The organism is Streptomyces hypolithicus, from assembly GCF_052934925.1.
The window spans coordinates 2070328-2088170 of sequence record NZ_CM128811.1; the positions used below are offsets into that span (position 1 = coordinate 2070328).

18 protein-coding genes and 4 pseudogenes are annotated in these 17843 nt (G+C 67.5%); 10 read left to right on the forward strand and 12 right to left on the reverse strand.

All coding sequences use genetic code 11. The features are described from left to right. Positions 1–19 precede the first annotated feature (19 nt). Entirely contained in the window at positions 20–610 is a 591-nt protein-coding gene (locus ACU6WZ_RS09500) for a TetR/AcrR family transcriptional regulator (protein WP_447032678.1), read from the forward strand. Between the two features lie 12 nt (positions 611–622). On the opposite strand, the gene ACU6WZ_RS09505 is transcribed toward ACU6WZ_RS09500, so the two are convergent. Beyond that, complete coding sequence (locus ACU6WZ_RS09505) at positions 623–982, reverse strand: hypothetical protein (RefSeq protein WP_269274032.1); 360 nt, start codon at positions 980–982, stop codon at positions 623–625. Between the two features lie 35 nt (positions 983–1017). On the opposite strand from ACU6WZ_RS09505, the gene ACU6WZ_RS09510 reads away from it, so the two are divergent. Continuing rightward, a complete protein-coding gene (locus ACU6WZ_RS09510; RefSeq protein ID WP_447032488.1) occupies positions 1018–2106 on the forward strand; it encodes an IS630 family transposase in 1089 nt (362 codons plus the stop codon). A 13-nt stretch (positions 2107–2119) separates the two neighbouring features. On the opposite strand, the gene ACU6WZ_RS09515 is transcribed toward ACU6WZ_RS09510, so the two are convergent. Next, positions 2120–2962, reverse strand: a complete 843-nt coding sequence (locus ACU6WZ_RS09515) for an NAD(P)H-binding protein (RefSeq protein ID WP_447032489.1) — start codon at positions 2960–2962, stop codon at positions 2120–2122. A gap of 84 nt (positions 2963–3046) precedes the next feature. On the opposite strand from ACU6WZ_RS09515, the gene ACU6WZ_RS09520 reads away from it, so the two are divergent. After that, positions 3047–3451 carry a winged helix-turn-helix transcriptional regulator gene (locus ACU6WZ_RS09520; RefSeq protein WP_447032490.1) on the forward strand — a complete coding sequence of 135 codons (405 nt, stop codon included), beginning with the start codon at positions 3047–3049 and terminating at the stop codon, positions 3449–3451. Between the two features lie 43 nt (positions 3452–3494). Here ACU6WZ_RS09520 and ACU6WZ_RS09525 read toward each other — a convergent pair. The 6 genes and pseudogenes from ACU6WZ_RS09525 to ACU6WZ_RS09550 all read right to left on the reverse strand — a co-directional run. Continuing rightward, positions 3495–3674 (reverse strand): annotated as a pseudogene (locus ACU6WZ_RS09525) (transposase); the annotation flags it as partial. Between the two features lie 54 nt (positions 3675–3728). Next, entirely contained in the window at positions 3729–4112 is a 384-nt protein-coding gene (locus tag ACU6WZ_RS09530; RefSeq protein WP_447032679.1) for a hypothetical protein, read from the reverse strand. 178 nt (positions 4113–4290) lie between these two features. Further along, positions 4291–5331 (reverse strand): MerR family transcriptional regulator, encoded by a 1041-nt coding sequence (locus tag ACU6WZ_RS09535; RefSeq protein ID WP_447032680.1) that lies wholly within the window; start codon positions 5329–5331, stop codon positions 4291–4293. Continuing rightward, positions 5325–6119: a HEAT repeat domain-containing protein gene (locus ACU6WZ_RS09540; protein WP_447032681.1), complete on the reverse strand. Its 795-nt coding sequence runs from the start codon at positions 6117–6119 to the stop codon at positions 5325–5327. The genes ACU6WZ_RS09535 and ACU6WZ_RS09540 overlap by 7 nt, the downstream gene beginning before the upstream one ends. A 185-nt stretch (positions 6120–6304) precedes the next feature. Continuing rightward, positions 6305–6664 carry a hypothetical protein gene (locus ACU6WZ_RS09545; RefSeq protein ID WP_447032682.1) on the reverse strand — a complete coding sequence of 120 codons (360 nt, stop codon included), beginning with the start codon at positions 6662–6664 and terminating at the stop codon, positions 6305–6307. Between the two features lie 105 nt (positions 6665–6769). Beyond that, positions 6770–6856: pseudogene (locus ACU6WZ_RS09550) on the reverse strand (HNH endonuclease); the annotation flags it as partial. A 275-nt stretch (positions 6857–7131) separates the two neighbouring features. On the opposite strand from ACU6WZ_RS09550, the gene ACU6WZ_RS09555 reads away from it, so the two are divergent. The 7 genes from ACU6WZ_RS09555 to ACU6WZ_RS09585 all read left to right on the forward strand — a co-directional run bounded on the left by ACU6WZ_RS09555 (position 7132) and on the right by ACU6WZ_RS09585 (position 12906). Continuing rightward, a complete protein-coding gene (locus ACU6WZ_RS09555; protein WP_447032683.1) occupies positions 7132–7437 on the forward strand; it encodes a hypothetical protein in 306 nt (101 codons plus the stop codon). 247 nt (positions 7438–7684) lie between these two features. After that, positions 7685–8227: a DUF5819 family protein gene (locus ACU6WZ_RS09560; RefSeq protein WP_447032684.1), complete on the forward strand. Its 543-nt coding sequence runs from the start codon at positions 7685–7687 to the stop codon at positions 8225–8227. Next, a complete protein-coding gene (locus tag ACU6WZ_RS09565) occupies positions 8224–9306 on the forward strand; it encodes an HTTM domain-containing protein (RefSeq protein ID WP_447032685.1) in 1083 nt (360 codons plus the stop codon). Before ACU6WZ_RS09560 ends, ACU6WZ_RS09565 begins: the two co-directional genes overlap by 4 nt. 80 nt (positions 9307–9386) lie before the next feature. Continuing rightward, positions 9387–10847 (forward strand): serine hydrolase domain-containing protein, encoded by a 1461-nt coding sequence (locus ACU6WZ_RS09570; protein ID WP_447032686.1) that lies wholly within the window; start codon positions 9387–9389, stop codon positions 10845–10847. 134 nt (positions 10848–10981) lie between these two features. Then, complete coding sequence (locus tag ACU6WZ_RS09575; protein ID WP_447033952.1) at positions 10982–11347, forward strand: hypothetical protein; 366 nt, start codon at positions 10982–10984, stop codon at positions 11345–11347. Next, complete coding sequence (locus tag ACU6WZ_RS09580) at positions 11301–12644, forward strand: IS4 family transposase (protein ID WP_447028847.1); 1344 nt, start codon at positions 11301–11303, stop codon at positions 12642–12644. The genes ACU6WZ_RS09575 and ACU6WZ_RS09580 overlap by 47 nt, the downstream gene beginning before the upstream one ends. Before the next feature lie 52 nt (positions 12645–12696). After that, the gene (locus ACU6WZ_RS09585) at positions 12697–12906 is read left to right on the forward strand and encodes a thiol-disulfide oxidoreductase DCC family protein (RefSeq protein WP_447033953.1); all 210 of its coding nucleotides are present in this window, start codon (positions 12697–12699) and stop codon (positions 12904–12906) included. Between the two features lie 915 nt (positions 12907–13821). Here ACU6WZ_RS09585 and ACU6WZ_RS09590 read toward each other — a convergent pair. From ACU6WZ_RS09590 to ACU6WZ_RS09605, 4 genes and pseudogenes are all read right to left on the reverse strand, one after another. Then, a pseudogene (locus ACU6WZ_RS09590) lies at positions 13822–14812 on the reverse strand (IS5 family transposase). A gap of 123 nt (positions 14813–14935) precedes the next feature. Continuing rightward, positions 14936–15871: a DeoR/GlpR family DNA-binding transcription regulator gene (locus ACU6WZ_RS09595; protein ID WP_447033955.1), complete on the reverse strand. Its 936-nt coding sequence runs from the start codon at positions 15869–15871 to the stop codon at positions 14936–14938. 146 nt (positions 15872–16017) lie between these two features. Continuing rightward, a pseudogene (locus ACU6WZ_RS09600) lies at positions 16018–16191 on the reverse strand (Lrp/AsnC ligand binding domain-containing protein); the annotation flags it as partial. A gap of 136 nt (positions 16192–16327) precedes the next feature. Then, positions 16328–17767, reverse strand: a complete 1440-nt coding sequence (locus tag ACU6WZ_RS09605) for an NAD(P)H-quinone dehydrogenase (protein ID WP_447032687.1) — start codon at positions 17765–17767, stop codon at positions 16328–16330. Between the last annotated feature and the right edge of the window lie 76 nt (positions 17768–17843).

The following is a 17843-nucleotide window of genomic DNA, read 5'->3' on the forward strand; positions in this document are numbered from 1 at the left end:
CGGGAGAGAGGCGAGGGTCATGGCGGCGAGCAGTGCACAGACACCGGCGGTACGTCCCATGCGCGCCGACGCCCGCCGCAACTACGAGCGCGTGCTCGCCGAGGCCCGTACCGCCTTCTCCGAGCACGGCACGAGCGCCTCGCTCGAAGATGTGGCTCGCCGCGCCGGAGTGGGGATCGGCACGCTCTACCGGCACTTCCCCACCCGGCACGCACTGATGAGCGCGGTCTTCCAGGGCGCCGTCGACGAGCTCCTCGCACACGCGCGGGAACTGGCCGACAGCGAGCAGCCGTGCTCGGCACTCGTCACGTGGCTGCGCGACATCATCACTCATGCGGGTGAGTACCGGGGGCTCGCCCGCGAACTCATGTCGGCCTCACGCGACGGCAGTTCGGCCCTCGCGCGGTGCAGTACGCCGATGAACGCGGCCGGTGAGCGGCTGCTCGTACGGGCTCAGGAGAGCGGCGCGGTCAGGCCGGACGTGTCCGTCGGGGACCTGATGCAGCTGACCAACGCCATCGCCCTGGCCGCCGAGCAGGCTCCGGACGACCCGGAGTTGGCCGACCGCCTGCTGACGCTCACCCTGAAGGGCCTGCGGACGGAGCGCTAGTGCTACCGCGCGTTAGTCCTGCTGGGGTGGTTGGAGCCATGCGGAGGGGTCGCTGAGGTACAGCCCGCAGGCGCAATCGAGGGCTTCTTCGGGGGTGCCCTCGGGGCTGCCGGAGGGCAGGAGGGAGTCTTCGTAGGCGTTGCTGCTGCCCAGGTGGATGGCGAAGTCCCACAGGTCGGGCGTGCCGAGGTAGCGCAGGCGGAACAGGGGTGCGGGTTCGTCCTCGCCGGGCAGGGTGGCGGCCGCGTAGACGAACTGGCCCCGCCAGCGCACCGTCAGGTCGGTCAGCTGCGGCCAGCGGGTCGCGGCGTGGTCGCGCAGTCGGGAGGCGACGGCGAGCTTGGTGAACTCCGGTACGGGTTTGGCGGGCATGGTGCCCAGGGTGGCCGATACCCTGCCCGCTTGTCATGATCGACCGGCGGTGGGGAGCGGTGGCGGTGGGGGTGCCCAGCCCGTGGCAGGTCACACTCGGCGGGGCGGAGCGGGTGGCACTGGAGGCGGTCGCCCGCAAGGCGACCGCCCAGGCCCGCCAGGTGCAGCGCGCCCGCATCGTCCTGGCCGCCGCCGACGGCACGAGCAACGAGGCGATCGCCGACGACCTTCGGTGCGGCGTGGACACCGTGCGGCGGTGGCGCAGGCGCTGGTGCGAGCAGGGCATGGACGGCCTGGCCGACCGCAAACGCTCGGGCCGCCCGCGGAGGTACACGCCCGAGGACCGGTTGCGGATCGTGGCCACGGTGACTTCCCAGCGTCCCGAGGGCGACTCGCAGTGGACCCAGGCCGGCATCGCCACCTTCCTGTCCGACACCGGGATCTCCCGATCCCAGGTCGGACGGATCCTGCGGGACCTGGACCTCAAGCCACACCGGGTGCGCGGCTGGCTGACCCGCCCGCAGGACCCGGCGTTCTTCACCCGCGCGGCGGAGGTCTGCGACCTGTACCGGCACTGCCCCGCCAACTCGGTGGTGATCAGTGTGGACGAGAAGACCGCGATGGGTGCCCGCTCGCGCCGCCACCCCACCGTCCCGCCCGCGCCCGGCCGTGCGGAACGGGTGGAGTTCGAGTACCGCCGCCACGGCACCGCCTCGATCACCGCCGCGCTCAATGTGCACACCGGCGAGGTGATCACCGAGGAGCTGCCCCGCAACGACTCCAAGCACTTCATCCGCTTCCTGCACCGCCTGGACACCTGGATCAACAAGGAACTGACGATCCACCTGGTGATCGACAACGGCTCCTCGCACACCTCCAAGGCCACCCGGGCCTGGCTCAAGGTCCATCCCCGGTTCGTGGTCCACCACACGCCCAAGCACGCTTCGTGGTTGAACCAGGTGGAGATCTTCTTCTCGATCCTCGGTCGTCGGCTCATCCGGCGCGGCGAGTTCAACTCCCGCCAGAACCTCCTCGACCGCATCGACGGCTTCACCATCGCGTACAACGAGGACGCTCACCCGTTCCGCTGGACCTACGACGGCAGCCCACTCAAAGCGGCGTGAAAGCACTCAGCGATCACTGCCGCGCGTTCACCGCGGCGGTGATGACACCGAGGGCGGAACGCGGGGTCTTGCCAAGCAGTTTGGCGAGATCGTTCTCGGTGCCGCCCATGAAACCCCCCGCGATCGCGGAGAAGGTGCCCACAAGCATCGGGACCTGGAAGGCGGCCGCTCCAGAGGCAGCGATCGATGCGCGAGCCTGGGCCAGGGTGCCCGGCTCGAAGGAGACGGAGGTCCCGGTAGCCTCGGCGACGAGCCGAGCGAGGTCGTCGCCGCCGATCGCCTGCTCCCCGACCAGCTCGTAGGACCGTCCCACGTGCGAGGGCACGTCGGTGACAACCCGTACGGCAGCGTCGGCCAGATCCTCGCGAGCCACTGCGGCCAGCCGCCCATCCCCCAGCGGAACGGTGAGCTTACCGCCGGGGTCCGTGACGGCGAACATCGCAAGCAGCTCCGCGTAGAGGCCGTTGCGCAGGATCGTCCAGCGCGTGGTGCCCCTCATCAGCCTGAGCTCGGTCCAGCGGTGGGGCAGCGCATAGGTCAGATGATCCCCTGCGGCGGAAAGGCTGGTGTAGACGATGTGCTCGACCCCGACCTTCTCCGCCGCCTCGATTGCCGCGCCGTGACGTGCGATGACCACGTCGTCCTCGCCGTACCCGGCCGAGATGAGCAAGAGCGTGTCGACGCCGGCGAAGCCGTCCCTCAAGGAAGTCGGATCGTCGAAGTCGATGCGCCTCACCGGTACCCCTGCCGGAATGTTCTGCGGAGTCCGCGTGCCGACCACCACGTCGTCACGCCCAGCCAGACGCTCAACGACGAGCTTCCCCAGGCCACCCGTGGCACCGGTGACAAGGATCATCGGTTCATCCCCTCGCTAGTGGTTCTCTTCGGTAACTGACACCATCATCGATAACCGGAGAACATTTCGTAAGGAGGCACTTCAATGTCAGTGGGGCACATGGCAGTAACCACAGTTCCTGTGGTCTCCTGCGGCCAGGAACACGAGGACTGCGGAATCCGCGACGTCCTCGACCGGGTCGGGGACAAGTGGTCGGTCCTGGTGATCGTCGAACTGGCCCAGGGAGTACGCCGATTCAGCCAGCTCCAACGCGCGATCTCCGGCATCTCCCAACGGATGCTCACCTTGACCGTCCGCCGCCTGGAGCGCGACGGCCTGGTCTCCAGAACCGTCCACCCCGAGGTCCCGCCCCGGGTCGAGTACGAGTTGACCCCGATGGGCCACAGCCTCACTTTCCTGGTCAAGTCGCTCGCCGACTGGTCAGCCGACCACCGCGAAGCCATCGCGGCATCCCGCCAACGCTGGGATGCCGCCAACACAGCTCCATGACCCCCGCAGGACTTCCAGGCGGTAGCACTAGTGCCGCGACCGGCAATGTGGACCAGGCACCGAACTCCGCCGGCATCTCCCGCCACTGCCCACCCGTCCGGAACCGCCAGATCACGCCCTCGAACTGCTGTCGCAGCCGCTCGGGGTACGGGCCGTATTCGCCGATCGGCAGATACGGCTCGATGAACGCCCACTCCGGGTCCGTCAGTTGCACACGCGTCACGCAAGACGGTCTACCGGATCCGGCCCTGCCGCGAAGGCACATCCCGCAAATTGATCACGACTCAATACGCTCCCTAGGCGCCATCCGGAGCGTGAGTGTGGTGTAGTCGATGGTGCCGCGGTAGTGCGCGGCCGGTACGCCGTCTACCTGCTCCTGGCCGATCTTCGTGATCTGGCGCATCGCGGCTACCTGCTGGAGTACGTGCTCGGGATCGTTCAGCGGCGCGCGGAGCACATAGTGGGCCTCGGCTTTGTCGCGACGTATAGACCCCCAGCCGTCGCCCACGCCCTGAACACCCTTCACGTAGGCGTTGCCGTTGGCGAAGATCTCATCGATGTGGGCAGCGCCGAGGTCCACCGCGAGGTGCCCCTTATCCCCGGCCAGGTCGAAGCTGCCAGTGATGTCCATGGTGTAGGTCTTGCTTTTGTCCCCCAGCATGTGTCAACGGACGTGAACTTCTGACCGACTCTGGTGCTCAGTGATGTCGACGCCCTGGAAGGGGCCTTGGACAATCTTGTCGGGTGGGTGATGACCACGAGGAAGTCGTCGCCGTCTCCGGTCCCGGCGGCAACATGCCCGCCGGGACCGGGTGCCGCGGCGCCTCGGTGGCGCGCTTTCAGGAATCCTCGTCGGCTCGGTCTTCGGGGGACCGCTCTTCGAGAATTCCGACGAGGGCCGAGGCGACGAGGGCGACGGCGCGGTCGTCGTCGTCGTCGGCCAGTTGGCGCAGGACCTCCTGCGCGGTGGTTCCCGCGAGCTCGACCAGCGCCTGGGTGAGGCGGATCCGCGTCGCGGAGTCCGCGGTGGGCGCGGCGAGTTCGTCGACCAGGGCGGTCGTGATCCGGTCCGCGCACCCGGGGTCCTGGGACAGCGTTCCCAGAACCTCCGCCGCGTCCACGTCGTTGGAGCCCTCGACCACCATGCCGACGAGTGTGGGCACGGCCGCGGCCACCCCATGCCTGCCCAGAGCCAGAGCGGCGTGCCTGCGCACCGTCGTGTCCGGGTCCCCGAGGGCGTCCGCGAGCACCGCGGTCGCACCCGGAGCCTCGGGCATCTCGGCGATCGCCAGCACCGCGCGCCGCCGGATGTCGACGTCCTCCGAGTGCGCGCCGGCGTCCAGCGCCGCCACGCCATCGCCGCCCGATCGGGCGAGCGCCCAGCGCAGGGCGCCTGCGACGTGGGGGTCGGATTCGGCCAGGACCGCCCCGGCCAGCAGCTCGGCGGGAACCGACACGCCCTCCGACCGGGCCAGGACGGCCTGCTGCCTGCGCGCGGCGCTGGTCGAGTTGAGTTCCCGCATGAGTTCGACGATGCGCAGGACGCCCTGCCAGCCGGTGGGCGCCGACGCATCGACCGCACGGAGCCGCTCGAGCAGCTCCTGTTCCCGCGCCAGGCGGTCCTCCGTCCACCGGATGAGGTCGCTGACCAAGGCGGACGGCGTGAAGGCCGGGTCCTCCAGCGCGCGCCCGATCTGCTTGAGCGAGAGCCCGAGGGACCGCAGGCTCTCCACGTGGAAGATCCTGCGGACGTCCTCGGCGGAGTACTCGCGGTAGCCGCCGACGGTGCGGCCCGTCGGCCGCACCAGCCCCAGGGCGTCGTAGTGCCGGAGCATCCGGGTGCTCACCCCGGAGTGGCGGGCCACATCACCGATCAGCAATCCGCGGCCTCCGAAGCCTCTGCGGCCTTGGCAGCCTCCGTCGACTCGGTCGTCTCCGTGGGCTCGGCGGTCTCCGAGGTCTCGGTGCCTGCCGCCGCGGCCGCGGCGGCGGCAGCAGCAGCTCGTTCCGGGCCGAGTCTGACCAAGCGCTTCGCCGCTTCGACGGCCGCGTCGAAACCGGTCTCCGGGTTCTGCCGGAGTAGCTCGGTGGCACGGGCGTGCGTGGCCACCACCGGGTCGGGATTCTCCGCGGCCTCCTCCAGGGCGGGCTTGATCACGTCGCCGAGGTCGACGAAGGCCCGGCTCAGGCTCAGTTGCACGCTGCGGTCGCCGCGGCCGAGTTGCAGAACCAGTTCGTCGACCAGGTCTTTCTCCTCGTCCTCGGGCACGAGGACGACCGCGACGCGCCACGCGGTCCGCGCGACCCCGTCGTCGGCGTCGCGCAGCATGTCGCGGGTGATCCAGGCCCACGTGCTCTTGTCGTTGATCTTGGAGAGCGTGTGCAGCGCCTGGCTGCGGGCCTGGGTGCGCTCGGAGTCGAGCTCCTGGCGGATCCGGGGCAGGGTGATCTCCGGCGAGAGGCGGAGAAGCGCCCAGGACAGCATGTCGCGTACGAAGAAATCCGGCTCGAGCGCGCACCGCTCGACGAGCGTCTCCAGGAACACGGGGTCGGGGTTCGAGCCGACCGCCAGGGCCGCCTGAAGCCGGACCGACGAGTCCTCGGCGCCCAGGGCGTTGGCCACGCGGGTGTTCTGCGGGGTTACGTTGGTCGTGTTGATCGGGACCACCTCCTGCGCCCAAGTAGAAACGTTATCACCGTGTCAAGGTCAAGCCCGTGACCGGCGAATCGGGAAATCCGCTGGTCACGGGCTCCACCCGGGCGCGCCAAGGACGGTGGGTGACCGTACCGGGCACCATGGGTGAGTACGTGGGAGACCGAGCGGGCACCGGACACCCGGCTGCCTCGTACCGGTCAGGAGCTCCGGCGCGCGAGCACCCGGTACGTGTTGGACAGGCCGCGACCGCCCCCGATCGGCGCGGAGACCCGGTCCACCAGGTAGGCCAGCGCGAGCACCGGGACGCTCGCGTTGAAAGCGATCTTGCGCAGCAGCGCGCGGGCACGTGACGGCGGGGCCGGTCGCCACGCCAGATCCTCGCCGCCGATCAGCGCCGCGTTGATCGCCAGGACCGCGGCGCTGACGACGTCCCGCCCCGTTGTGCGGTTCGGCCCGCTGTTCGGGTGCGCTGGTCCACCCGTTCCTTCGTCCTTCGGCTTTCCCGTTTGACGTCCGCTTCGGTGGCCTTGATGGAGGGTGCGGCCCAGCGGGCCCATCTCGCCGGGTCCTCCGTGGCCCACAGCGCAATGTCGAGATAGAAGGAACGGACGGCCAGCAGCTCGTGCTTCACGGCCAGGCGGGGCAGTTCCACGGTCTTCTTACTGCGCGGTCCATGCCAATGCGCCGGAATCCCACGCCTCGGCGAGCGGCACCATGTGGTCGATGTCGAGCCCCGAGGGCCCCTCAATCTGGCGCAGCCGTAGGTCTGCCTACCCCCGGCGTCAGCAGCCCGTCTTTCGAGTTGTGCCGTTAGCCGTCTGTGCGGTTCGGCCACAAAGAAGCAGCGGAGTGATTGATTCCGCAATCATATTCGCATCGTGTGCCCTGGATCACCATGATCAGGAAGCGCCATATTTCATGTGTGATCATGAAGGTTCGCACCTGAGGTGTCGAGCATCAGAGAAACCATTTCCTGGGGGTACACGTGCGTAAGTTTCACGCACTCACTGCGGCCGTTGCCGGTTTGACCGTCGGCATCGTTTTCGCTTCGTCCGCATCGGCTGATTCAGATTTCTCCGCGAGCGAGACGACGGCTGTCGCTTTCGCGGATGCCGGCAAGGAGCCTGAAAAGGTCGCAGAGGGCGACATGCAGGCCATGCGCTGGGGTTCCTTCCTGAAGAAGGCGGCCGGATCTGCGGCCGGCAGTGCAGCATACGACTATGTGAAGGCTTCCAATGCCATTCCGCAGAGGAAGGGGAAGGCTTTCAGGCGGGGCGACGCAGGCATTGATTTCGAGAACGACATAGACATGTCACGCTCGTTCGACTAGTCGACAGCTATTAGCGTCGGTGGCGGGCGCGTTATTCGCGCCCGCCACATGGGGAAGATGAGCAATAGTGACGGAAGACTTCGCGAGCCGGTCTCTTGCAAACTGGAGCAGAGGCCGACGCTCAGCTCTGTCTTTGATTGGTTTCCTGGTAGCGACTGCAGTTCTGTTTCATTTCAGCATGACGGCACTGCACCACACTCCTTTTAATCCGATTCGCGAACAGCACGACAATAAGATTCGTGCATACATGACGCCGTACTTCCAACAGGACTGGCATCTCTTCGCTCCGGAACCGGTGACGGAGGATTCTGGGTTTCTGATCCGCGCCAAGCGGTCGCTACCGGATGGGGCTGTGGCGACCACCAGGTGGGTGGACGTCACTACGCCACACATAGACAAGTTGCATCGTCAGCGCTTCTGGCCGTCCCGTGTCGAGCGCCTGGCCCCCGCCGTGCGCCAGCGACTTGAGGGCTGGCGCGACCCTCAGCTCGATGAGCTGCGCCGCGAGAAACCGCCCGTGAAGGGCACCGAGAATGCGGCTGCCAAGGCGGAGCTTGTACCTCCCCTCGCGCCGAGTGAGCTCGAAGGACGCGACAGCGCACTCCTCTACGTGCGGGCGCTAGCGAGCACAGAGGCAACCGCACTGTGGGGCGAGGGCTTCCGCTCTGTGCAGGTGCGCATAGTAATAAACAAGTACCCGAGGTTTTCCGAGCGCGAAGTCCGGGCCAATAGAGGAAAGGTTTCCTACTATGACCTTGCCTGGATGAAGCCACTGAGGGTGGCACGATGAATCTGCATGTTATGCGCACAAGAATGCACACGGCGGCATGCCGCACACAGATGCGCTTCTATGCCCGGCTCGATGACCTCAGTTTGAATCGCCGCGCTCTCATCGGGAGCTCACTCGCGCGCATAATTCTGGGTGGGCTCGGCTTCTACCTATATGCCCGAGACTACATGGAGCGGGCATATCTGTGGGGCCCTGCCGGATCGTGGCCCTGGCAAAATTTCGCCGGCGCAGAAGAAGGAATATCCCTCTACGCCGTCAGCAGGTCAAATGCATGGTTCGAGATAATTTTCCACCTGGGCATGCTGGCAGCTCTGCTGTTCATGTTGGGTTGGAAAACCCGGGCCATGAACATCCTGCACTACGTTTTCCTGTGGTCACTGCATCAGAGGAACCCTGTCTTGCTCGATGGCGGTGACAATATCACGGTCATCGTCCTGGTGTTTTTCGTCTTCATCGACTCTGGATCCCGTTTTTCGCTGGACGCTCGCAGTAGGAAGAGAGAGTCCTTCGAGGACCAGCAGTCGTTGCGCTACAGGGCTGCTTCGCTTCTTCATAACGCCGGTATCCTGTCCGTGATCCTGCAGATCTGCACCGTCTACCTGGTGTCAGGAATGTATAAAGTGCAGGGAGAGCGGTGGCAGAACGGCACCGCACTTTACTACATCCTCAGGGTGAATGAATTCGGATGGCCTGGTGTGAACCGGTTCATTTACGAGAGCGCAACCTTGGTGGTAGCGATCACGTACGCAACCGTGTTCTTCCAGCTCGCATTCGCATTCCTCCTGCTGAACCGACGCTGGCGCCTTTTCGCGGTGGCCGGCGGTATCCTCATGCACCTGGGAATCGCCTTCCACATGGCTGGTCTTATCAGCTTCTCCCTCACCGTGGTGGCAGTTGAACTGGTCATCATGGGAGATGCGCACTACCTCCGCCTGATCAGAGCAGCGCAACACCTCCGTGGTCAGCCAGAAGCGCTGGAATCGAAGACAGAGTGCACCCCCGCACCGCCGCCTGCGGAAGTCACAGGCGAAGCCGAGGCGCTTCTGCCGTCGCATTCGCCCATCCTCGCCTCCAAGTGAGAAGCGGCCACTTGCTGCTGCACGACGCAGTAACGAGTCCAGTGCCGTCGATCACCGCGCTTCGCACCAGGATGCTGATCGTGGCACTACTGCTCACCATCTGTGCGGGTGCGGGAAGCCAGATGGCCCCCGCACCCGCCCGGCTGGGAAGCGCCATGACAGGTGACAGGAACCTGGCGGCCCAAGTACGTGAGGCTGCGGGCGACGGCCGCGGCTACCGGGGGCTGTCAGTAGCCGTCGTGGATCGCGGCAGCCTGAGGTTCGCCGGGCTGGGTGACTCAGGCAACGCCGCACACAGCGACATCGACGCATCAACTGTGTTCGAGGCTGGCAGCATCGGCAAACCCATGACCGGCATGCTCCTGGCCGAACTCGAGGACCGGAAGATCTTGGACCTCGCTACCTCCCTGGAACAGCTGATCCCCGAGGGCCGTTTCTCCGATCCAGCAGTCGCCAGTGCCACTCTGGAAGACCTCGCCACCCATCGCGCCGGCCTGGAGAAGATGCCCCCAGGTCTGAGGATGACCGCCCGGAACGCGGAACTGGTGCTCCTCGGGCAAGATCCCTACCGCGGCCTGAGCGAGCGAGATGTGCTCCGCGCGGCCGAAACCGCCTCTGCTGGAAGCCCCGGAACCTACAGCTACTCCAACCTTGGCATGGCCCTCGCCGGCTACATGGCAACGCGCCGCACTGGTCTGCCATACACGGAGCTGCTCACCACGAACATCTTCGAACCGCTCAAGATGCGGGACACGCGCGTCATGCGCATCAACGACCCCATTCCTTCGAACGTCGCCCGCGGTCAGCAGGCCACCGGCCCGTCCACAGCGCACTGGTACGCCTCGGGATACACCCCGGCAGGTGACATCTGGACGACCGGACGAGACCTCGGACTCTTCCTCCGTGCTGTCATCCAGAAGACAGCGCCCGGAGCTCGCGCCGCCGCGCCCACCCACGACGCGGAGCCCGGAGGCCGAACCGGTCTGGGCTGGCACACCAGCACAATCAGCGGACGCAACATCACTTGGCAGAACGGAGCAACGGGCGGGTTCACCTCATACATCGGCTACGACCGCACCACCCAAATGGGCGTCGTCGTGCTGTCGAACACCGACCGCTCCGTAGACGTCATCGCCCAGCGACTACTCGGCCTGCCGGCATCCCACCCCCCGACCCGCATCACCCCTGCCGTGGGCACCGTGATGGGCTCCCTCGGTGCTCCCGCCCCTTTACTGGCGGTCAACCTGCGCCACAGCGCCACCCCCAGGGTCCGACTGCGCACGCTCATGTGCGTCCACGCCTCCTTCGGCGCAGTCGCGCTCTGGCTCACATGGCGTCTGGGCGATTGGCTGACTGTTCCTCCCGTGCTGTGGGCCCTTGGCGCCGGAGCGCTGATGTGGGGTCTCTTCTCCGCCATCGGCAGGACCGGCAACCCGTGCACAACTGCGGAAGGGGTGCAGGCCGGCACGGTCATCCGGGTGGCGTCTCGAGCCGCCGCAGCATGGGCTGGAAGTCTGGCCGCGCTGCTCACCCAGCTGTGAGACGTCGCGATGAGCGACCTCCGCACCCGTGCAGTAGAAGTCGCCATACCGTGGCGCATTCAAGAGAGCGAGCCATGAAGACAAGCCAGCCAACTCTGTTGTTCGACGGCGACTGCGGGTTTTGTAGCAGAACAATGGAGCTTGCCCGACGCAGGATCCAACCACGCGTGCGATTCACCCCGTGGCAGTCCGCCGACCTCGCCGCTATGGGCGTCACGGAACAGAGAGCCGACCGTGAGGTTCTCTGGATCAATGCCGGGAAGCTTGGCTTGATCATCTCGTGTGCGGGCGCTGGATGCAGCGAAGCTCCTGTAGAACGAGCGATCTACCACGATCGACTTGTTCGGAACAGGAGCTTCGTTGTCTGGGGAGTCTGGCATAGAGGGGTCGTCGCGTGCGAGCGCGGGACAGACGGGGCAGCTGGGTGTGTTGCGCCAGGTTGTGACACGGCGGATGGTCACGGATGTGCTGGCGGCTTCCGGCCGCGGGGACCGGCGTAGTGACGGCAAACTCTGCGCGGTGACGTGTGTGTTCTTCGTGCTCGCGTTGACGCTGTTCCCGAGAGACGGCTACCGGTCGGTGCTGTCGAAGCTGGCCGGTGGGACGGCGCGGCTGGCCGCGCGGGGCCAGCTGGTCTCCTCCTCGGCGCTGCGGCAGCGCCGCGTCACGCTGGGCCCGGAGCCGTTCCGGTTACTGTTCGAGCGGATCGCCGGGCCGGTCGGCACGGTCGCGATGCCGGGGGTGTTCTGGCGGGGGCTTCGGCTGGCCTCGGTGGACGGCACGTTTCTCGAGGTCGCCGACACCGCGGTGAACGCGGTGTTCGGCCGGACCCGCAATCAGCGGCGGATCGCCGCGTTCCCCCAGGTCCGCCTGGTCGCGCTGATCGAGTGCGGGACCCGGGCGCTGCTCGGGGTGGCGTTCGACATCCGCCGGGTCTGTGAGCAGGACCTGACACGGCGCCTGCTGGACCGGATGCGCCCCGGGATGCTGGTCCTGGCCGACCGGGGATTCCCGGGCTGGCTGCTGTGGGTCGATGCCGCCGCCGGCGGGGCGGATCTGTTGTGGCGGATCTCGGCGGCGGTGCGGCTGGTCCCCGACGAGGTCCTGCCCGACGGCTCCTGGCTCGCGACCCGGCACGCGCACAAGAACATCACGAAAGCCCTGGCGGGGCGGCCCCGGTCGGTACGGATCCGGGTGATCGAGATGGTGGTCGTCATCGAGGCCGCCGACGGGTCACGACGCCATGAGCCCTACCGGCTCATCACCACCTTGCTCGACCCTGCGGCCTTCCCCGCCGGTGAACTGGCCGCACTGTATTCCCAGCGGTGGGAATCCGAGCTCGAATTCCGGGACTTGAAGATCACTCAGCGCGGGGCACGCGCCGTCCTGAGATCGAAGACACCCGCGCTGGTCAACCAGGAGATCTGGGCGTATCTCGTCACCCACCAGGCGATCCGCCGCACGATCAGTTCCACCGCCGCCGGCCACGGGCTCGATGCCGACCGGCTCTCCTTCACTGTCGCCCTGACCGTCGCCCGGGACACCGTGATCCGCACCACGGCGCGGATCGGCACCCACCTCGCCGAGATGACCACGTCGCTGCTGGCGAACCTGCGATCGGCCGAGCGACGCCTGCGGGTCTGCCCCCGGACCGTGAAACGCCCCAGCTCCATCTTCCCCTCGAAACCCGCCGGGCCGGCCAGCCGCAGCACAAAAATCACCGGATACGGGATCGAAATCATCCCACTCGACACAACCCCGCCGACCACCGCGGAGCCCGACAGCCACACGAGATGATCAAGCCAAGCTTCCCGGCATTGTTCTCTGGATCAGTCCGGACAGCGGAAGGATCTACGGCGGGCCGCGCGCACTGGCCGCCTTGCTGAAGAGCGGGCGGCGGCGCTGGAAGTGGCTCGGCACCGCCCTCACCATCCCGCCCGTCAGCTGGGCCGCACGCGGTGTGTACCGGACCATCGCGAGAAACCGGCACCGCCTGCCCGGCGGCACAACCGCCTGCTCGCTCCCAGCCCACATGCGAAACACACGCCGTTCCCCCTGAAGGCAGGCCCCTCTCCGACGAATCCTCGCGGCTTCGCGAGAACTGCCGCGGTTTGCAGCCGGCGAATGTGCTCTGCCGACCCCAGCCCTGCAATTCGCCTGTGTAGCCTGCCCCGGCAGTTTTGCAGGCGCTCCAGCCCAGGCGTACTGCGGATGCGCTACTGCGCGACTCCGTCACTGACGACCCGGCCTTCAGCAGCAACGGCCGCAGCGGCCGTTCCCCTGGGGACGTTCCGCGCGTCTGCCGAGGCGAATCGAGGAACGACGCCGACCGCTGCGCAGCTGAGCAACGTGCCGCCGATCGCTTCCCGTGCAAAGGTGCGGTACGGGGATCACGCCGGGGCGTCTCCACCCCGGCGGCGGTCTCAACTGCTCTTTCTGGCTCCGCTGGAAGCATGGCCCCTCATGCGGGCAATGGCAGTTGCTCCACCCCCCGCGGCGAACACGATTGCAGTGACGCCATACACCGCCCGCAGCCAAGTGGGGCGTTCGTCACCAGAGAAAGCAAGAAATGCGAACCACAGCGTTCCCAGCAAGTACCCCAGTATCTGGACAGCCGGCGAAACCTGACTCGCGCCTGAACGGTTGGTCACTGACACATCTCCCCGCTGATCTGATCTTAGGTGTTGATCTTCGCAGACCGCTCAGGCACTGCCGTAGTCGGGCCCCAAGCTGACTACGGCAGTGCCGCCGCAGCAGTTGAGCCCTCTGCGCCGGGCAGCACCCCAGCCGAGCCCACCGGCGCGATAGCAAAGAGGGTGTTTCGACGTCGTCGGTGGTGCGGGCGGTGAACTGGCCGCGATAGCTCGCGGCCATCGAGTCCAAGCTGAACGGTGAGTCACAGATGGCTCTGGATTCACACGCCGAGGACCCCTGCCAGAGCGGTGCCGGTGCTAGGGCGTGTATTTGGTCGTGATCAAGGAGCGGGTTGAGTGAGGTCCCTGATCCAGATCATTGAGGCGCGGAGGTGGAGGCCAGCGAGGTAGCTCCCCGGGCTCTTGTCGTAGCGGGTGGCAATGCCTCGCCACGCCTTCATCCTGCTGATCGCGCGCTCGACGGTGTTCCGTTCTTTGTAGAGCTCGATGTCGTGGCTCACAGGTCTTCCGCCCCCGCTGCCCTTCTTCTTCCGGTGGGCGGCCGGGTCCTTCTTCTCCGGGATGACCGCCTTGATGTGGCGTTTGCGCTGGTAGGTGCGGTTGCCGCGGGACGAGTACGCCTTGTCTCCGGCGACCGCGCCGGGCCGGGTGCGGGGACGGCCGACAGGCCCACACACCCGGACCTTCTTCAGGACGGGGATGAACTGTGGGCTGTCGGCGGCCTGTCCCGCAGTCAGGACGAATGCCAGCGGGCGGCACTTCCGGTCAGCGGCGAGGTGAACCTTGCTGGTCTGCCCGCCCCTGGAGCGGATGAGCAGAGCGGCCTTCAGCCGGAGTTTTCGCCGACGTCTGATGCGTCGTCGCTCTTCCCGCCCGTGATCTGTTTCGGTGTCCTGCCCGCCTTGTTCTTCGAGACTGCCCCCTTTGACCTGGCCTTCTCTTCCTCGGTAGCGGCCTTCTCCAGGGCGGCCACAGGTGCATCCCGGCCACGTCGTGGTGGGCCCGGGCAGTGGTGGAGTCCACGCTGACCAGCGATAGGTCTACCTGGCCCCGCTTCGCGGCTTCCGCGATCAGCCCTTCCAGCAGGGCCTCGAAAACGCCGGTGTCGCGCCATTGCCGGAAGCGGTTGTGGACGGTGGACCAGGCACCGAACTCCGCCGGCATCTCCCGCCACTGCCCACCCGTCCGGAACCGCCAGATCACGCCCTCGAACTGCTGTCGCAGCCGCTCGGGGTACGGGCCGTATTCGCCGATCGGCAGATACGGCTCGATGAACGCCCACTCCGGGTCCGTCAGTTGCACACGCGTCACGCAAGACGGTCTACCGGATCCGGCCCTGCCGCGAAGGCACATCCCGCAAATTGATCACGACTCAATACGCTCCCTAGCTCCGAACAGGCCCCCGTCAGCCCCCCGCCCCCACCCCCGCCCGTCTCAGCGGCGGCGCAGGTCCGCGACGCGGGCGCGCTCGGACGGCGTCGTCTGCTGCTGGTCCACCAGGGATCCCGCGCTGCGCAGTTGCGCCCCGGAGCCCCCCGGGTGCGTACGGCGCTGGCCGGGCAGAGGCATGTCCCGGCGCGGCCCGCGGCCCTGGGGTACGGGGTCGCTCCCGGAGCCGTGGGCCCCGGCGCCCGCGACGGCGATCTGCACGCCCTGGTCGGCCAGCGCCTGCAGTTCGGTCGCGGCGCGGTCGTCGTGCGGTGGCGGCTCGTCGGTGACCAGGCGCGTGATCACGTCGGTCGGGACCGTCTGGAACATGGTGTCGCTGCCCAGCTTCGTGTGGTCCGCGAGGACCACCACCTCGGCCGCGGCCTGCACGAGCGCACGGTCGACGCTCGCCGACAGCATGTTGGACGTCGACAGGCCGCGCTCGGCGGTCAGCCCGCTCCCGGAGAGGAACGCCCGGGAGACCCGCAGGCCCTGGAGGGACTGCTCGGCACCGCTGCCGACCAGCCCGTAGTTCGACCCGCGCAGTGTCCCGCCGGTCATGACGACTTCGACGCGGTTGGCATGCGCCAACGCCTGTGCCACCAGCAGGGAGTTGGTGACGACGGTCAGGCCGGGCACCCGGGCGAGCCGGCGGGCCAGCTCCTGGGTGGTCGTCCCGGCGCCGACGACGATGGCTTCGCCCTCTTCGACGAGTCCCGCGGCGAGGTCGGCGATGGCCGTCTTCTCCGCGGTCGCGAGATGGGATTTCTGCGGAAAGCCGGACTCCCGCGTAAAACCGCCCGGCAATACCGCACCGCCGTGCCGGCGGTCGAGGAGTCCTTCTGCCTCCAGTGCCCGCACGTCCCGCCGTACGGTCACTTCGGAGGTCTGGACGACACGGGCGAGCTCACGGAGCGATACTGCCCCGTTGGCGCGCACCATTTCGAGGATCAATTGGCGACGTTCTGCAGCGAACACGAAACTGACAGTAATGCCACCGGTCGATACTTTTCAGCAGTATGCACCGAATAACAGAAGTTGCCCACAGGTGACGACAGTGTGTGATAGAGGGCGACTTGAGAGAGGCATCACCTAACCTGCGGGGAGACCGGCCGCTCGAAGAGAGTCTCCAGCACCACCGTGGCCTGCGTCCCGCTGACCCCGTTGATCGCGTAGATCCGGCGCAATACGTCCTGTAGCTGCTCGGTAGTCGCGGTCCTGACCTTCACCAGCACCGATGCACTGCCGGCAATGACGTGCGCGGTCGATTATCAACACGGCTTCGCGCGGAGGCATCTGGCGCGCCTTGTCGCCTCGTGCAGATGACTCCCGCACACAGGCGACGACTGACCGCGTGGGCCTGGGGGACGCGTTCGCGCCTCCCCGGCGCTGCTCGTCCTACCCCTCGCCCGCGGTCTTGCGGGTGTGGAGCTGCCGGGCGACCTCGGCGATCGAACCCGACAGGGACGGGTAGACCGTGAAGGCGTTCGCGATCTGTTCCACCGTCAGGTTGTTGTCGACCGCGATCGAGATCGGGTGGATCAGTTCACTCGCGCGCGGGGCGACGACGCAGCCGCCGACGACGATGCCGGTACCGGGCCGGCAGAAGATCTTGACGAAGCCGTCGCGGATGCCCTGCATCTTGGCGCGCGGGTTGCGCAGCAGCGGCAGCTTCACCGAGCGCGCGTCGATCTTGCCCGCGTCCACGTCGGCCTGGGTGTAGCCGACGGTGGCGATCTCCGGGTCGGTGAAGACGTTCGAGGAGACCGTCTTGAGGTTCAGCGGCGTGACCGCGTCGCCCAGGAAGTGGTACATCGCGATGCGGCCCTGCATGGCCGCGACGGACGCCAGCGCGAACACCCCGGTCACGTCGCCGGCGGCGTACACGCCCGGCGCGCTGGTGCGGGAGACCCTGTCGGTCCAGATGTGCCCGGAGTCCTTCAGCCGTACGCCGGACTCCTCCAGGCCCATGCCCGCGGAGTTCGGGATGGCGCCGACGGCCATCAGGCAGTGCGAGCCGGTGATGACGCGCCCGTCGGAGAGTGTCACCTCCACCCGGTCGCCGACCCGCTTGGCGGACTCGGCGCGGGAGCGGGCCATGACGTTCATACCGCGGCGCCGGAACACGTCCTCCAGGACGGCGGCGGCGTCCGGGTCCTCGCCGGGGAGCACTCGGTCCCGGGAGGAGACGAGGGTGACGCGCGAGCCGAGCGCCTGGTACGCGCCGGCGAACTCGGCGCCGGTCACGCCGGAGCCGACCACGATGAGCTCATCGGGCAGCTCGTCGAGGTCGTACACCTGCGTCCAGTTCAGGATCCGCTCGCCGTCGGGCAGCGCGTCGGGGATCTCTCGCGGGTGACCGCCCGTGGCGATCAGCACCGCGTCGGCCGTCAGCCGCTCCTCGGCGCCGTCCGCGTACGTGACGACGACGGTGCGCGAGCCGTCGGAGCCCTGCTGGCCCTCCAGCCGGCCGCGGCCGCGCAGCACACGGGCCCCCGCCCGGGTGACGGACGCGGTGATGTCGTGGGACTGCGCGAGAGCGAGGCGCTTCACCCGGCGGTTGACCTTGCCCAGGTCGACGCCGACCACGCGGGCCGCCTGTTCGATGTGCGGCGTGTCGTCGGCCACGATGATGCCCAACTCCTCGTACGAAGAGTCGAAGGTCGTCATCACTTCGGCGGTGGCGATCAGCGTCTTGGACGGTACGCAGTCGGTGAGCACCGACGCCCCGCCCAGACCGTCGCGGTCGACGACGGTCACCTCCGCGCCGAGCTGGGCGCCCACCAGGGCCGCCTCGTATCCGCCGGGTCCACCACCGATGATCACGATCCGGGTCACGAAAAAGTCCGCCTCGCATTGTCAATCCCGGCCCGCCTGCCCGCTCGGCCGGGGATCCGGGGATCGCCCGGGGGGA

What these genes read in the sequence shown, in the direction of transcription:
- ACU6WZ_RS09500 (WP_447032678.1), top strand. Translation starts at nt 20, where the DNA reads ATGGCGGCGAGCAGTGCACAGACACCGGCGGTACGTCCCATGCGCGCC.
- ACU6WZ_RS09505 (WP_269274032.1), bottom strand. Translation starts at nt 982, where the DNA reads ATGCCCGCCAAACCCGTACCGGAGTTCACCAAGCTCGCCGTCGCCTCC.
- ACU6WZ_RS09510 (WP_447032488.1), top strand. Translation starts at nt 1,018, where the DNA reads ATGATCGACCGGCGGTGGGGAGCGGTGGCGGTGGGGGTGCCCAGCCCG.
- ACU6WZ_RS09515 (WP_447032489.1), bottom strand. Translation starts at nt 2,962, where the DNA reads ATGATCCTTGTCACCGGTGCCACGGGTGGCCTGGGGAAGCTCGTCGTT.
- ACU6WZ_RS09520 (WP_447032490.1), top strand. Translation starts at nt 3,047, where the DNA reads ATGTCAGTGGGGCACATGGCAGTAACCACAGTTCCTGTGGTCTCCTGC.
- ACU6WZ_RS09530 (WP_447032679.1), bottom strand. Translation starts at nt 4,112, where the DNA reads ATGCTGGGGGACAAAAGCAAGACCTACACCATGGACATCACTGGCAGC.
- ACU6WZ_RS09545 (WP_447032682.1), bottom strand. Translation starts at nt 6,664, where the DNA reads ATGGGCCCGCTGGGCCGCACCCTCCATCAAGGCCACCGAAGCGGACGT.
- ACU6WZ_RS09560 (WP_447032684.1), top strand. Translation starts at nt 7,685, where the DNA reads ATGACGCCGTACTTCCAACAGGACTGGCATCTCTTCGCTCCGGAACCG.
- ACU6WZ_RS09565 (WP_447032685.1), top strand. Translation starts at nt 8,224, where the DNA reads ATGAATCTGCATGTTATGCGCACAAGAATGCACACGGCGGCATGCCGC.
- ACU6WZ_RS09575 (WP_447033952.1), top strand. Translation starts at nt 10,982, where the DNA reads ATGGAGCTTGCCCGACGCAGGATCCAACCACGCGTGCGATTCACCCCG.
- ACU6WZ_RS09580 (WP_447028847.1), top strand. Translation starts at nt 11,301, where the DNA reads ATGGTCACGGATGTGCTGGCGGCTTCCGGCCGCGGGGACCGGCGTAGT.
- ACU6WZ_RS09595 (WP_447033955.1), bottom strand. Translation starts at nt 15,871, where the DNA reads ATGGTGCGCGCCAACGGGGCAGTATCGCTCCGTGAGCTCGCCCGTGTC.